Annotated in this window: 10 protein-coding genes; 4 read left to right on the forward strand and 6 right to left on the reverse strand. The window is 72.0% G+C overall.

What is annotated here, in order from left to right; translation table 11 throughout:
* Window positions 1–41 precede the first annotated feature (41 nt).
* The gene (locus tag ABFX50_RS26215) at window positions 42–308 is read right to left on the reverse strand and encodes a hypothetical protein (RefSeq protein WP_346149993.1); all 267 of its coding nucleotides are present in this window, start codon (window positions 306–308) and stop codon (window positions 42–44) included.
* A gap of 3 nt (window positions 309–311) precedes the next feature.
* On the reverse strand, window positions 312–767 hold the full coding sequence (locus ABFX50_RS26220) for a carboxymuconolactone decarboxylase family protein (protein ID WP_346149994.1): 456 nt from the start codon (window positions 765–767) through the stop codon (window positions 312–314).
* Between the two features lie 182 nt (window positions 768–949).
* On the opposite strand from ABFX50_RS26220, the gene ABFX50_RS26225 reads away from it, so the two are divergent.
* Window positions 950–3,229 carry an ATP-binding protein gene (locus ABFX50_RS26225; RefSeq protein WP_346149995.1) on the forward strand — a complete coding sequence of 760 codons (2,280 nt, stop codon included), beginning with the start codon at window positions 950–952 and terminating at the stop codon, window positions 3,227–3,229.
* Between the two features lie 89 nt (window positions 3,230–3,318).
* Here ABFX50_RS26225 and ABFX50_RS26230 read toward each other — a convergent pair whose 3' ends face one another.
* The gene (locus ABFX50_RS26230; RefSeq protein ID WP_346149996.1) at window positions 3,319–4,365 is read right to left on the reverse strand and encodes a class I SAM-dependent methyltransferase; all 1,047 of its coding nucleotides are present in this window, start codon (window positions 4,363–4,365) and stop codon (window positions 3,319–3,321) included.
* 147 nt (window positions 4,366–4,512) lie between these two features.
* Here ABFX50_RS26230 and ABFX50_RS26235 point away from each other — a divergent pair, with 147 nt between their 5' ends.
* Window positions 4,513–7,368 (forward strand): AfsR/SARP family transcriptional regulator, encoded by a 2,856-nt coding sequence (locus ABFX50_RS26235; RefSeq protein WP_346149997.1) that lies wholly within the window; start codon window positions 4,513–4,515, stop codon window positions 7,366–7,368.
* Here the strand turns inward: ABFX50_RS26235 and ABFX50_RS26240 are convergent.
* From ABFX50_RS26240 to ABFX50_RS26250, 3 genes are all read right to left on the reverse strand, one after another.
* Entirely contained in the window at window positions 7,288–8,100 is an 813-nt protein-coding gene (locus tag ABFX50_RS26240; protein WP_346149998.1) for a PIG-L deacetylase family protein, read from the reverse strand. The genes ABFX50_RS26235 and ABFX50_RS26240 overlap by 81 nt on opposite strands.
* A 64-nt stretch (window positions 8,101–8,164) precedes the next feature.
* Entirely contained in the window at window positions 8,165–8,545 is a 381-nt protein-coding gene (locus tag ABFX50_RS26245; RefSeq protein ID WP_346149999.1) for an MFS transporter, read from the reverse strand.
* 68 nt (window positions 8,546–8,613) lie between these two features.
* Window positions 8,614–9,108, reverse strand: a complete 495-nt coding sequence (locus tag ABFX50_RS26250; RefSeq protein WP_346150000.1) for an RICIN domain-containing protein — start codon at window positions 9,106–9,108, stop codon at window positions 8,614–8,616.
* A 57-nt stretch (window positions 9,109–9,165) separates the two neighbouring features.
* Between ABFX50_RS26250 and ABFX50_RS26255 the strand changes: the two genes are divergently transcribed.
* Both ABFX50_RS26255 and ABFX50_RS26260 read left to right on the forward strand, forming a co-directional pair.
* A complete protein-coding gene (locus tag ABFX50_RS26255; RefSeq protein ID WP_346150001.1) occupies window positions 9,166–13,200 on the forward strand; it encodes an nSTAND1 domain-containing NTPase in 4,035 nt (1,344 codons plus the stop codon).
* Between the two features lie 277 nt (window positions 13,201–13,477).
* Window positions 13,478–13,984: an RICIN domain-containing protein gene (locus ABFX50_RS26260; protein WP_346150002.1), complete on the forward strand. Its 507-nt coding sequence runs from the start codon at window positions 13,478–13,480 to the stop codon at window positions 13,982–13,984.
* Window positions 13,985–13,989: the final 5 nt, after the last annotated feature.

Consider the following 13,989-nt stretch of genomic DNA (forward strand, 5'->3'; position numbering starts at 1 on the left):
CCGGCGGCGTTCCCGGACACCGCCACACGTCGACGCTGTCGTCATGGCGGATGGTGTTCGGCACGTCGGCCCGGCGCCCGCGCTGCCACAGATGCGTGGAACTGCCCTCCGTCGTCGCCGGGTGTCCAGGGTCGCGGGGCGGCGGCTCCGCACTCATGCGGGCAGGATGCCGGCAAGGTGGCGAGGCCGGCCGGATCGGCGGTGGCGAACCAGGCGTCGACGTCTCGGTCGAGCCGGTCCAGGGTGTCGCGGACGCGCAGGGCGAGGGAGCGGGCGGGCGGGTTCAGGGTGGTCAGGGTGGTGCTCATCGGTCAGCCCCACGCCCCTGCGATCTGCCGCGTCGAGGCGTTGAGCCGGTTGAACAGGTTCGTCGCACCGATCATGAGGATCAGCGCGGCCAGTCCGCGCTCGTCGTAGTGCCTGGCCGCCTCGTCCCAGACCTGGTCGGGGACGGCGTCCTGCCGGTCGGCCAGCCGGGTCGCCGACTCGGCCAGGGCCAGCGCGGCCCGCTCGGCGTCGGTGAAGTACGGCGTTTCGCGCCAGGCCGTCACCGCCCCCAGGCGCTCCTCGCTCTCACCCGACTTCCTGGCGGTGCGTGACCCGCCGTCGACGCAGGCGCTGCAGCCGTTGACCTGGCTGACCCGCAGGTGCACCAGCTCCAGCGTGGTCTCAGGGACACCGCCCTGCCTGGCGACCTCCACGATCTTCATGAGTGGCCGCATCGCGCCGGGCAGCACGGTGACGGGGTTCGGCATCCGAGGGTTCATGGTGTCCTCCTGAATGAGTGGCTCGCAGCTCCATGACGCCACGGGGTCACGGCGGCCCGCCACCGGCCGCGAGCCGTCCGGGACGGCGATCACCGTCTGGGCGGACGAGCTGACCTCGGGCGATACAGTGAGATCCAGTTGTCCCTGCGCTGTCCCGGGACGGGACGTCCGAAGGATGGAGCATGAGCGAGGATCTCGCACGGCGCCTGCGCCAGATCCGGGAGACCGGCGGCCGCAGCCTGCGCGACCTGGAGCGCTCACTCCACGTGAGCAGTTCCTCGCTCTCGCGCTACCTGACCGGTCAGGCCGTGCCGCCCTGGTCGGTGGTCGTGGGGCTCTGCCAGGTAGCGGGCGTCGACCCCCGGCCGCTGCGGCCGCTGTGGGAGGCGGGCAAACGCGGCCCCCGGGTGGGTCCCGCCGTCACCGTGACCCGCAACGACCTGCCGTACGACATCACCACGTTCACCGGGCGGCAGGAGGAACTGGCCGCGATGCTGACGGCCGCGCGCGCCGACCGCGTGGTGGCCATCGACGGGATGGGCGGGGTCGGGAAGACCACCCTGGCCGTCCACGCGGCTCACCGGGTGACCTCCGACTACCCCGACGCGCAGCTCTACCTCGACCTGCACGGCTTCACCCCCTGCCGAGATCCCGTCGAGCCCGCCGAGGCGCTGCGGATCCTGCTGGCCGCGCTCGGCGTGCCGTCCGGGCGGATACCGGAGGCGGTGGAGGAGCGCGCCGCGCTGTGGCGGTCGGAGCTGGCCATGCGGCGCGCCGTCGTCGTGCTCGACAATGTCGCGGGCCAGGCGCAGGTGCGGCCACTCCTGCCGGGGGCCGGGTCCAGCATCGTCCTGATCACCAGCCGCAGGCGGCTGGTCGGGCTCGGCGACGCGCACGCTGTCTCGCTCGACGTGCTCGGCCCGCGCGAGGCGGCCGACCTGTTCGGCGCGGCGCTCGGCGACGCGCGGGCGCAGGACTCGCCCGCGTTGGAGGAGGTGCTGCGCCGCTGCGGGCACCTGCCGCTGGTCCTCGGTGTGGCCGCCGCGCGCATGCGGCACCGCCCGGCCTGGACGCTGGAGACGCTGGCGGAGTACCTGCGCGAGGGCGACCTGGGCACCTCGGGGGTGCTGTCGATGTCGCTGCGCGACCTCGACGACGGGCAGCACCGCATGTTCCGCCTGCTCGGCCTGGCGCCCGGCGTGGACCTGAGCGTGCACGCCGCGGCCGCGCTCGCCGAGGTCCCGGTGAGTACGGCGCGCCGGCTGCTGGATGACCTCGTCGCCGCCAGCCTGGTGCTGGAGAACGTGCCGGGCCGCTACCACCAGCACGACCTGCTGCGCGAGCTCGCCCGCGGGGCGGCCGAGGAGCGGGACGAGAAGCGCGGGGCGCTGACCCGGCTGCTCGACCACTACGTGAGGACGGCGGCCACCGCCACGAACCTGCTCTACCCCTCAGGCGCGCACCTGCGGCCCGCCGTACCCGCGGGGGAGCCCTTCGCCCGCCCCGCCGACGCGCTGCGCTGGCTCGACGGCGAGCGCGCCAACCTCGTGACGGCGGGGACGTACGCCGCCGAGCAGGGCTGGCCTGAGCACGCGGTCCTGCTGGCGCGGATCCTCTACCCCTACCTCGACGGCCACGCCCACCACGCCGAGTCGCTCCCGCTGTACGGCAGGGCGCTGCAGGCCGCCCGCCACCTCGGAGACCGGGGCGGCGAGGTGCACCTGCTGAACGAGTGGATGTCGATGAACGCCCGCCAGGGCCGCTACGACCCCGCCCACGACGACGCCAAGCACGCCAGGGATCTGGCCCGCGAGATCGGCGACCGGTACGGCGAGGCCAGAGCGCTGAACGCGCTGGGCGACATGCGCTGGCGCGAGCGCGACGACCTGCGGGCGGAAGAGCGCTTCCGCGCCGCCCTTGAGCTGTTCCGCGAGGTGGACGCCGGCACCGACGTGGCCATCGTGCTGGGCAACCTGGGGCTGGTCGCCGGGCGGCAGGGCCGCTACGACGAGGCCGAGGGGGCGCTGCGGCAGGCGCTGGCGGGCTTCGAGGCGATCGGGCTGCCCGGCGGGCAGGGCACGATCCGCGCCAACCTGGGGCAGATCTGCCTGTGGCGGGGGCGCCCGGCGGAGGCGCTGGAGCACTACCGGCAGGCGCTGGAGCACCATCGTGGCCTCGACTACCCCAGCGGCGAGGCCGACGCGCTCAACGGCATGGGCACCGCGGCGCGCCACCTGGGCGAGATGACACAGGCGGTGGAGGACCACCGTGCGGCCCTGGCCATGGCGGTCGAGGCCGGCGACCCCGCCCGGCAGGCCGCCGCCCACGAAGGGCTGGCCCGTGCCCACCGCGAGCGCGGCGAGCGGGATCTGGCCCGCGAGCACGCCGCCGGCGCGCTGGATGTCTACGTGCGCATGGGACTGCCCGAAGCCGACGACATGCGCGCCTTCCTCGCCGGCTGAGCAGCGCCGCGCTCTCGCGACCCGACCCCCCGACGTCGGATGACGCGCGTGCCGTCCAGTCGAGCGCCCACGGCGGCCCGCCGCCCGCCTCACGGCCGGATCTCGTAGACCACGTTGAACGACGTCTGCGCGGCCCGCCGGAATCGGGTGAAGCCCGCGTCCGTGATCACCTCGCGGATCGCCGCCTCACCGGCCTGCGCGCCCAACGCGTACCCGCCCGGCTGGGACAGGCCGTTGGGGACGCACAGGAACGTGGAGGCGCTGTAGTACAGCCGTCCCACCGGGTTGAAGTTCTCCTCGACCCTGTCGGAGGCGAACGGCTCCACCAGAAGCCACGTGCCGTCCTGAGCCAGCGCTTCCCGCACCCGCCTGGCCGCCCCGAGCGGGTCGCCCATGTCGTGCAGGCAGTCGAACATCGTCACCAGGTCGTAGCCGGTCCCTGTGAAGGTCTGCGCGGTGGCCACCTCGAAGCTGACCCGGTCGGCGAGCCCGGCCTCCGCGGCACTCTTGCGCGCCAGCGCGATCGAATCGGCGTGGTAGTCCGAGCCGACGACCGTGGTACGCGGATACGCCTCGGCGAGCAGGACCGACGACGAGCCGAGACCACAGCCGACGTCGGCGACCAGGGCCCCGGCCGTCAGCTTCGCCTCGACTCCTTCCAACGCGGGGATCCAGTTCGGGATCAGCTCGGCGACGTAGCCGGGCCGGTAGAACGCGTCGCACCCGACGAAGACGTCCTCGTCGTGCTCGTGCCAGCCGACGCCGGCACCGGTACGGAACGCCTCGGTGATGCGCGGTTCCGCGCGCAGCATGCCCAGAGAGATGAGGAAGGCCGTCGGCACGTTGGGACCGTTCGGGTCGGCCAGGCAGAACGCCTGCTCCTCGGTCAGCGAGAACTGACCGGTCTCCGGTTCGTAGCTGACATATCCCCCGGCGGCCTGTCCGCGCAGCCACTCGGTGAGATAGCGCAGGTGGCACCCGGTGCGCTCGGCGAACTGCTCGGGCGTCGCCGGGCCCTCCGCGAGCGCGCGGTAGAGGCCGAGCCGCTGGCCGATCACGACGGAGCCGGCGGCGTCGGTCGCTGCCAGGTCGCTCACGAACCGGCCCAGGAACTCGTTCACCTTCTCGTGGTCCATCTCTGGTCTCCCCTCCTGTCGGACCGGCTGGTGCCGGTCACAACCCCAGGGTCGGCCCGCGGCCTTTCACGGCCCTCGCACGGGCTATCGTCGTGCTAACAGGCCGAGTTCGTCCTCGTCACGGGAGTGTTGGACACGGGGGATGCCATGGCAGTCAGGAGCCTGCCGCCGCCGGTCCGGGTGGAGGTGCTCGGGCCGCTGCGGCTCCTCGTTGACGGCGCCCCTGTGGACGTGTCCGGCCCGAAACGGCGTGCGGTGCTCGCGCTGCTCGCGCTCGCCGAGGGCCGCGTCGTCACGGTCGATCGCCTCGTGGACGCGCTCTGGCCGTCGGAGGTTCCCGAATCGGGGCGTCAGGCCCTGCACAACCACGTGTCCCGGCTGCGTGCGCACCTCGGTCCTGCGGCGGCCCGGCTCGAGACGCGGCATGACGGTTATCTGCTCGCGCTCGAGCGCGACGAACTGGACGCGGCACAGGCGCGAGCACTGCTCGCGACGGCGCGTACGACGGCGCAGCGGGACCCGGCCGGCGCGCTCTCCCTGCTGCAGGAGGCGCACGGGCTGTGGCGAGGGCCGGTTCTCGCCGACCTCTCCGACGTCGTGCCCATCGCCACCGCGGTCGAGGAGTACGCGCAGCTGCGCCGCGAGGTGACCGACGCGCTGGTCGACAGCGCCGTCGCCGCAGGACAGGCTGATGAGATCCTGGGCCTGGCCGCCGCGTCGTCGGCCGCCGACCCGCTGCGGGAGCCCGCCGTCCTGCTGCTCATGCGGGCGCTGGCGGCGACCGGGCAGGCGCCGGAGGCCCTGCGCATCGGACGGGAGTATCGGCGCAGGCTGGTCGAGGAGACCGGCCTCGATCCTTCAGCCGCGCTGGACGCGCTCGAGCGCGAGATCGTCGGCGGTGCCGCCGGTTCCGCTCCCAGCCGGCCCGAGGGGCCCGCCCGGCCGACCACGCGGCTGTTCGGCCGGGAGTCCCAGGTCGCTGCCCTGCATCGGCTGCTGGCGGCCGAGCGCCTGGTCACGCTCGTGGGGCCAGGCGGCATCGGCAAGACCCGGGTCGCCCTGGAGGTCGCGCTGCAGAGCGGCACGGCGACGGTGCTGCTGCTGGCGCCGGTCACCGACCCCGCCGCCATCCCGCACGCGCTGGCGGCGGCCATGAACCTGAAGATCGACCAGGGTGACGTGCTGTCCGCCTGCGTCGCCGTGCTGGGCGACCGTCCCGGCCTGTTGATGATCGACAACTGTGAGCACCTGCTCGACGGGGTCAGGGACACGGTGGACGTGATCCTCTCCTCATGTCCCGGAATCTCCTTGTTGACCACCAGCCGCGAACCCCTCGGACTGGCGGCCGAATACGTCTCACGGCTGGCGCCGCTTCCGCTGCCCCGCCCCGACCAGGACCCTTCGAGGGCACCGTCCGTGGCGCTGTTCCTGGACCGGGCCCGACGGGTCCGGCCCGGTCCACCGCCGACGCCGGCGGAGCTGTGCACGGTCGCCGACATCGTGGGCCGGCTCGACGGGATGCCGCTGGCCATCGAACTGGCGGCGGGCCGGCTGTCCACGCTGTCCCTCGCCGATCTGCGTGGCCGCCTGGACCGCTCGCTCGACCTGCTCGGCGGTGGCAGGCCCAGCGCGGACTCCCGGCACCGCACGCTGCGCGCGACCATCGAGTGGTCGTACCAGCTCCTCACCGAGGACGAACGGCGGCTGTTCCGGCATCTGTCGGTCTTCCCCGACGGGGTCGATCTCGACACCGCCGAGCGGCTCGCCGCCGAGCTGGGCCTGGACAGTGATCCGGGAAGCGCTCTGGCCCGTCTCGTCGACGCCTCCATGATCGACGCCTCCTTCCAGGGGACCACCCGGTACCGCATGCTGGAGACGCTGCGGGCCTTCGGGCTGGACCGGCTCGCGGCGGCAGGCGAGGAGAAGGCCGCCGTGGAGCGCATGGCCCGATGGGCTGTGGAGCTGACCTCATGGATCGAGGCCACCATGGCCATCGAGCGGGAGCCCGAGGCGGACGCCGTCCTGCGCCGCGAGCTGCCGAACCTGCGGGCCGCGTGGCGGCTGGTTCGCAGCCGGGGCTGTCTGGACGAGGCCGCGGCGATGGTCATCGCGCTGTTCGAGACGGTCGCCTACCGCGACCTGATCGAGCTTCGGGACTGGGCAGAGGAACTGGCCGGCGACCAGGCGCTCGCCGCCCACCCGCGGGCCGGCGCCGTACTCGCGACCGCGGGGGAAGCCGCCTACCACCGTGGCGACTACCGCCAGGCCGACCGGCTCGCCCGCGCCGGGCTGGAGAAGGCGGGCGACAGCGTCGGGTCATGGCACTGCCTGATGGTGCTGTCGGTGGCCGACCTGGCGCGCGGCGCCTACGACGACGTGGTCGAGCATTCCCTCGCCGCAACCGTTCTCGCCGGCCCGCACCGGGAGAGCCTGGGGATCGCCGCCCTCGCGACCGCCTACGCGGGTGATCCTGATGCGGCGCGCGGACTGAACGAGCGGGGGCTGGCCGTCGCGGTGTCGCCCACGATGCTCTCGTGGGGCGCCTACGTCGCCGGGGAGATCGAGAGTCTCGCGGGCCACAGCGAGCCGGCCGAGCGGCATTACCTCCGTGCCATCGACCTGGCCCGCACCTCGGGCGCGACCTTTCTCGTCGGCGTCGCGACCGTCGGGCTGCTGTCGGTGCGCGCCTCCACGGGCCGGGTCCACGAGGCGCTCGGCGGCTACCGTGACGTCATCGAATACTTCGCCCGCAACGGCAACTGGACTCACCTGTGGGTCACCCTGCGCAACCTCGCCGATCTGCTACGCAGGCTCGGCGACGACGAGCCAGCCGCGCTGATCGACGCCGCGGCGGGCCAGGCTCCCGACGCTCCGGCCGTGGACCGCTCCCACGGCGAGCGCCCCGCGCGCGCCGTGGCCGCTTCAGCGACGCCGATCCCCAGCCGGGTCGCCCTCCTCGAGCTGGCTCGGCAGGCGATCGAGCGGAACCTCACTCGATCCTGACAGCCGTTGGGCGCGCGGCTCGGCGAACGACTCGTCGCCGACCCATGCCGTGAAACAGTCGACGCCCATGCCGGCGATGAGCTCGCTCGTCTGCGTCTCCTGCGCCGCCAGGGCACGGACTTTGCGGGCCGCCGTCTCCGCGTCCAGCACGAGGTCGACCGCCAGCAGGTGGGCCGGTGTCGTGATCGGGTATCCCGGCGGGAAGATGCCCAAGCTCTCGTTGAGCGCGCTCCAGCGCGGTGCCCGCCGCTCCGCGAAGGTGGCGTACAGCAGCCGCGCTCCTGGTGAGGCGGCGCGGCCGAACGCCGCGGTGGTCCAGGCCGAGACCGCCTGATGGTCCGGGTGACCGGTGATGCCGTCAGGGCCGAAGGTGAGCACGGTGTCGGGCCGCACCCGCTCGATGACGTCGCACAGCCGCGCGACCGCCTCGGACCTGCTGACCTGCGCGCACTGCCCGTCCCTGTAGCCGAGCCAGTGGTGCTCGCCGACCCTGAGGATCTCCAGGCAGCGCGCCAGCTCGCGGGCGCGCGCCGCGGCGAGTCGATGCGGCGGCCACTCCACCGGGTCGCCCGTGCCGAGCTCACCGCAGGTCGCGGTCACGCACACCACCCGCGATCCGCTGTCGCGGGCCATCGCCATCAAACCGCCGGACAGGTAGGCCTCGTCGTCAGGATGCGCCCAGATCCCCAGGATGACGCCCAGGTCGGCGACATCACACGCACGCTCGATCATGCCAGGACCTCCCTGCCGAGGATGCCGTGTACGGCCAGGCCGGCGCCGCAGCAGGCGACGGCGATCACCCAGAGACCGCCGACTCCCGCGGCGTCGACCACCAGGCCACCGGACAGCGCGCCGGCCGCGGACTCAGAATCCCGAACAGCGCCGCTGAGCCGATCAGCACCCGTCGCAGCGGCCACGACCCGAGCAGAGCGCTGAGCAGCACCGCGCCGATCGCATACGCCAGCGCGAACACCGTCACCGTCAGCCCCGCGGCGCCGACGGTGACCCCGAGGTCCCGTGAGATCCCGCCGAGCATCCCGGCCATCGCGAACATGTCGGTACCGATCGCGAACGCGCCGATCCCGAGGGCCACGACCGCGAGCCACCCGCGCCGGTCCCGTTCCGGTAGGGGGGCTGTCCGGTCCAGCACCGCCGTGCCGACCACGTCATCGTCCATCTCGTCCTCCACGTTCGTCGCCATCCGATCGTGGAAGCACGGACTCGCAGCGCACTACCGCGGCGCTGTCACCGCCGGAACCAGGCCTGCTCGGAGGTGATCTTGCAGGGCCACTGGATCGCCTTCTTGCCCTTGAGCTTCTCGCCTGACCCGATGGCCAGGCACATGCCGGTGGCCCTGTTGCGCAGCCGCTGCATGCCGTCGTAGACCCACTCCTGGGCCAGCCCGCCATCGGTGCACGGCCACTGGATCGCGACCTTGCCCTGCTTCTTCTCCCCCCGTCCGATCGCCAGGCACAGCCCGGTCTTGACGTTCACCAGCCGACGGTCGGAGCGGTGGATCCAGCGCTGGGCCTTGCTCCCGATGCAGGGCCACTGGATCACCGGCTTGCCGGCCTTCACCTCTCCCCCGCCCACGGCCAGGCACATGCCGGTGGCGCCGTTGACGTACGCCCGGCCGGGGCCGGCGGAGGCCGCCACGGCCTGTGAGGACGCGGCGGGCGACAGGGACAGGACGGTCAGGGCGGTCACGACCACGGCGGTGGTCCTGGAGCTCGTGCGCATGGAGGTCCTTCACTCAGTGGGTGATCAAGGGGGGACGGGATCACGAGACTGGTCTCGATGGGCAAGCAGGCCGGAACAGCTCCCCCTGCGGCCCCCGGCGGCAAGCGGCCCTTGACCGTTTGCCCGCGGAGACCTGTGGCACCAGGATCATGGCGGCACGATTGTTCGACACCCCTCATCAGACAGGCAAACAATGCTTCTCTCGGCGAACGGATCCTCGCCACGCCTCCCCGACCCGTGGCAGCGGCTCCTGACACCGATCGGCCCTCGGGCGTCGCCTGCGCGCGCAGGCCTGCACGCCGCGACGCACGCGATCGGCGAACCCGGGTCACGCGTCGAGGCGAAAGCTCTTGGTCGTCCAGTGAACGGAGCCCGATAGCGGTGGCAGGCCGTCGCGAAAGTCCGGTGGACCCGGCAGCGGGACCGGTTCAACGCTTCGCCTCCGAGTTACGCGACCTGCGCCAGAAAGCGGACGGCCTCACCTATCGGGCCATGGCCAAGCGCGCGGGCTACTCGGTCACCACGCTGTCGCAGGCGGCGGCGGGTGAGCGTCTGCCTTCGCTGCCCGTCGTCCTCGCCTTCGTGCAGGCATGCGACGGAGACCTCTCCGAATGGGAGCGCCGCTGGCAGCAGGCCGCCGATGAACTGGCCCGCCGGAGGGCGGACGAGGACGACGCCGCCGGGCCGTACCTGGGGCTGGCTTCCTACGACACCCATGATTCCGGTCGATTCTTCGGACGGGAGCGGCTCGTCGAGGAGTTGCACGAGTTGCTTCGGCGGCATCGCTTCGCCGCGGTGTTCGGCCCTTCGGGCAGCGGTAAGTCGTCCCTGTTGCGTGCCGGGCTCGTCCCTGCGGCACGTGGGGAGACGACACCCTCAGGTCAGTCCCTCGGGCAGAGCCTGATACTCACCCCGGGGGAACACCCGATGCGGCACGCCGACCGGTTCGTCCCTGTCGAGGGCGGCTTCGACACGCTGATCGTGGTCGACCAGTTCGAGGAGGTGTTCACGCTCTGCCGGGACCAGCGTGAGCGAGGGCAGTTCATCGACCTGCTGCTCAGCGCGCGACAACCGCAGAGCCGGATGAAGGTGGTCATAGCGGTGCGCGCCGACTTCTACGGGCGATGCGCCGAGCACCGCGAGCTCACCGTAGCGCTGCGCGAGGCCAACCTGCTGGTGGGGCCGATGCGGCACGAGGAGCTCAGGGAGGCGATCGTCCGGCCGGCGATGGCCGAGGGCCTGACGGTGGAGCGGGCGCTGACGGCCGCGATCGTCGCCGACGTCGCCGACGAGCCGGGGGCGCTTCCGCTGATGTCGCACGCGCTGCGGGAGGTCTGGCACCGCCGTACGGGCAAGATGCTGACCTTGGGCGCCTACGAGAGCGTGGGCGGAGTCCATGGGGCGATCAGCCATACCGCGGAGGAGCTCTACGCCGGCCTGTCGCCGGCGCAGGCGAGGATCGCCCGGCGGGTCCTGCTCAGGCTGATCAGTCCGGGCGAGCAGGCCCAGGACACCCGCCGTCCCGCCGCCCGGGCCGAGCTGGACCCCTACGAGGAGGCGGACACCGCGCTGGTCATCGAGCAGCTGGCCGCGGCCAGGCTGCTCACGCTGCACCAGGACAGCGTGGAGCTCACGCATGAGGCCTTGATCGAGTCGTGGCCGCGACTGCGTGGATGGGTGGACGAAGGACGCGATCGCCTACGCACACATCGGCAGTTGACCGAGGCGGCCCAAGGGTGGGAGGCGCATGGCCGGGATGCCGGGCTGCTCTACCGGGGCGCCCGCCTGGCCGTCGTCGACAAGCTGTTCGTCGAGCCGGGGGACCGCGACGACCTCACGCCCCTGGAACGGGACTTCGTTCACGCGAGCGCGGCACTGGCCCGGCGCACCTCCCTCATGCGGGTCGCCGTCTCGGCCGTTCTGGTGATCTTGCTGGTCGCCTCCATGGTCGCGGCGGGGGTCGCCGTCCGGCAGGCCGGACTGGCCGACGACCGGCTGGCGGAGGCGGCGGCCCGGCTGGCCGCCAGGCGCGCGGCCACCCTGCGGATGAGCGACCCGCAGCTGGCCCGCCGCCTGAGCGCCGCGGCCTGGCGGATCGCCCAGGTCCCCGAGGCCAGGAGCGAGGTGATCGACTCGATGGCGCTCCCCCTGGTGGACGTCGTCACCGCCCCGTACAACGCGACGGACCTGGTGCATGGGCTCAGCGTGGACGGCACCAAACTGGCCGTCTACACACCCGGGACGGCGGCCGAGCCTGCCGCCCTGCGTATATTCGACCTGGTCACCAAGAAGGAGATCGCGAACACGAGATGGAGCGGGCAGCAGGTCTGGAAAGTGGTGTGGAGCCCCGACGGCCGTACGGTGGCGGTGGACGACGATACCGACACCCGGCTATGGGCCGTCGACGGCACACGATTGACGGATCTCGGCGTGGCATTCCCCCAGCTCGCTCCTACGGAGTTCAGTCCGGACGGGCGCTTTCTCATCGGGGTCCGCGATGAGCTGAACGAAGTCTGGAGCGTCGCGGACGGCACACGCGTGCTCCTTGAGCCGGTCAGCGCCATCAGCCCGGACGGCCGGCTGGCCCTGGTCATCCCGGTGAACGCCGACGAGTTGACGGCCACCCTGTCGTCCTCCGGCGATGGGAGGAGTTCGGGGCGGCGAGTGGAGCTGTGGGACTTCGAACAGCGCAAGCCGCTCCGTGCCTCCTGGCTGCCGCACACCGCCACGGACGGCGTGTTCAGCCCAGACGGCAAGCACCTGGCCGTCTCCACCTCCGACGGCATCTGGCTGTTCGACCTCTCCTCGGGCAAGGCGGTTCTACGCCCGCTGCTTCCGGCGTCCGGGCGTGTGGAGTTCAGCCCCGACGGCCGGTTCCTGGTCGGAACGCAGGCGGAGGGGCGGGTGACCTTGTGGCGGGTGGACGACGGCACACTGCTGATGAGCTCCCCGATTCCCTCCGACGTCGTGGCAGCCGATGCCCGTTTCTCACCGGATACCCGCCGTCTCCGGGTGACCGGCCAGTACGGCACGGTGAACGTCCTGGACATCTCCCCCTACACCCACCCCGAGGTACTCGCTCCAGGAGGTGACGAGCGGCTGTTCAGCCCCGACGGCCGCTACCTGGTGACGACGAATCACCGGAAGGGCAGGCCGGAGGTGCGCCTTTGGGATGTCGCCGCGCGCAAACCCGTGAGCGGCCCGCTACCCGTCGACGATCTTCCTGAAGAGGATTCCACGGAGACGGCGTACGCGCCGGTGTTCAGCCCCGACGGGCGTACGCTCGCGCTCGCCCACCCCGCGTCCCCCGTGGTGACCTTGTGGGACGTCACGAACGGCCGTCGCGTCGGCGCGTTCCGCGTCCGGAGCCGGGGCGCCGTCGGAGTCATGTCCCTGACCTTCTCCCCCGACGGCGAAACCGTCGCGTTCGTCCCGCTCCCGTACCCAGATGACAAGGAGGCGATGTGGGACCTGGAGCTGTGGGACGTGCGAGCGCGCAGATGGATCCGAACCGTCGCCGGTGCGGGATCCGGGATCATGATCTTCGAGCCTGACGGGCGCCGGCTGTTCGTGGACGTGTCCCCGGAGGGGCGAATGCTGGTCGACACGGCCACCGGCGAGATGCGCCGGCGATCATCCGACGCCCGCGCCGAGGGAGAGATCCTCTTCATCGAGAACATGGCCGCGATCGGCGACGTCGACGGGCGTGTGACGTTCTGGGACAGGGAGTTGCGCACCCCCCTGTCCCCGCCGCAGACCGCGCACACGGCATCGATCAACGCTCTCGTTCCCTACCCGCGGGGCGAACTGCTCGCCACCGTCGCCGGCGAAGGCGAATACGGCATCCAGCTATGGGACTGGCGGGGATACCAACGGATCGCCTCACCGATCACCTACCACACCCGGTCCGTACCGGCCGTGGCGTTCAACAGGACCTCTCTCCTCGTCTCATCCGCCGACGGGGCCCTACGGGAGATCACCGTCGATCCAGGCGCCGCCACCGCCGTGATCTGCCGCCGGGACGGCGGCCTGTCCCCTGCCGAGTGGCAAGCGCACATCCCCGAACTGGCCTATCAGCAGACCTGCCACTGATGACCTCATGGAGCCGCCGCCTGACGGGGCGCCGCCATACCGCGGGCGGGCTACCGCAGAAGTTGCAGCACCGTCGGCAGGGCGGGTGAAGATCCCCTTCTCTTTCCACCCTGCGGCTGACGCGCAGGACGGCGTCCCGTTCGTAACCTGATGCGGCCCAACGGCCTCGAACGAATCGCTCGCGGAAGGATCTGCGCCATTTCCCTGCAGCGAGCCCGTTCACAGCGCCCTGTATGGCCGCCACATACGAGAGAGGACGGACTTTATGCGTGCAGCCATGACCCTCCTGACCGGGATCACGCTGGCCGGTGGCCTGCTGGTGGCTCCCGCCGAGGCCTCCGGCGGAGCCGTCGTCGAACTGAAGAACGCCGCCACCGGCATGTGCCTGGCGATCGGCCGCGGTGAAGCGCGCAAGGGCAAGACCGCCATCCAGTGGCCCTGCATCCACAGCCCGGCACAGCGCTGGCTGATGACGTCCGAGGGGCATCTGGTCAACGTCGCGACCGGGATGTGCCTGGCGATCGGCGGCGGACAGGAGCGCAGGGGCAAGGCCGCCATCCAGTGGACGTGCAACGGCGGGTGGGCGCAGCGCTGGAAGCAGAAGCGGCTGTGGCGCGGACCCAGGGACATCCCGGAATCCGAGCTGCCGCGGCACTTCATGAACGGCGCGACCGGGATGTGCCTGGCCATCGGCAACGGACAGGCCCGCAAGGGCAAGGCCGCCATCCAGTGGCCGTGCAAGAAGTCGCTCTCACAGGCCTGGCACATCACCGTGGTCGGCTAGGAGCC

This window comes from Nonomuraea recticatena (genome assembly GCF_039533245.1).
GTDB lineage: Bacteria > Actinomycetota > Actinomycetes > Streptosporangiales > Streptosporangiaceae > Nonomuraea > Nonomuraea roseola.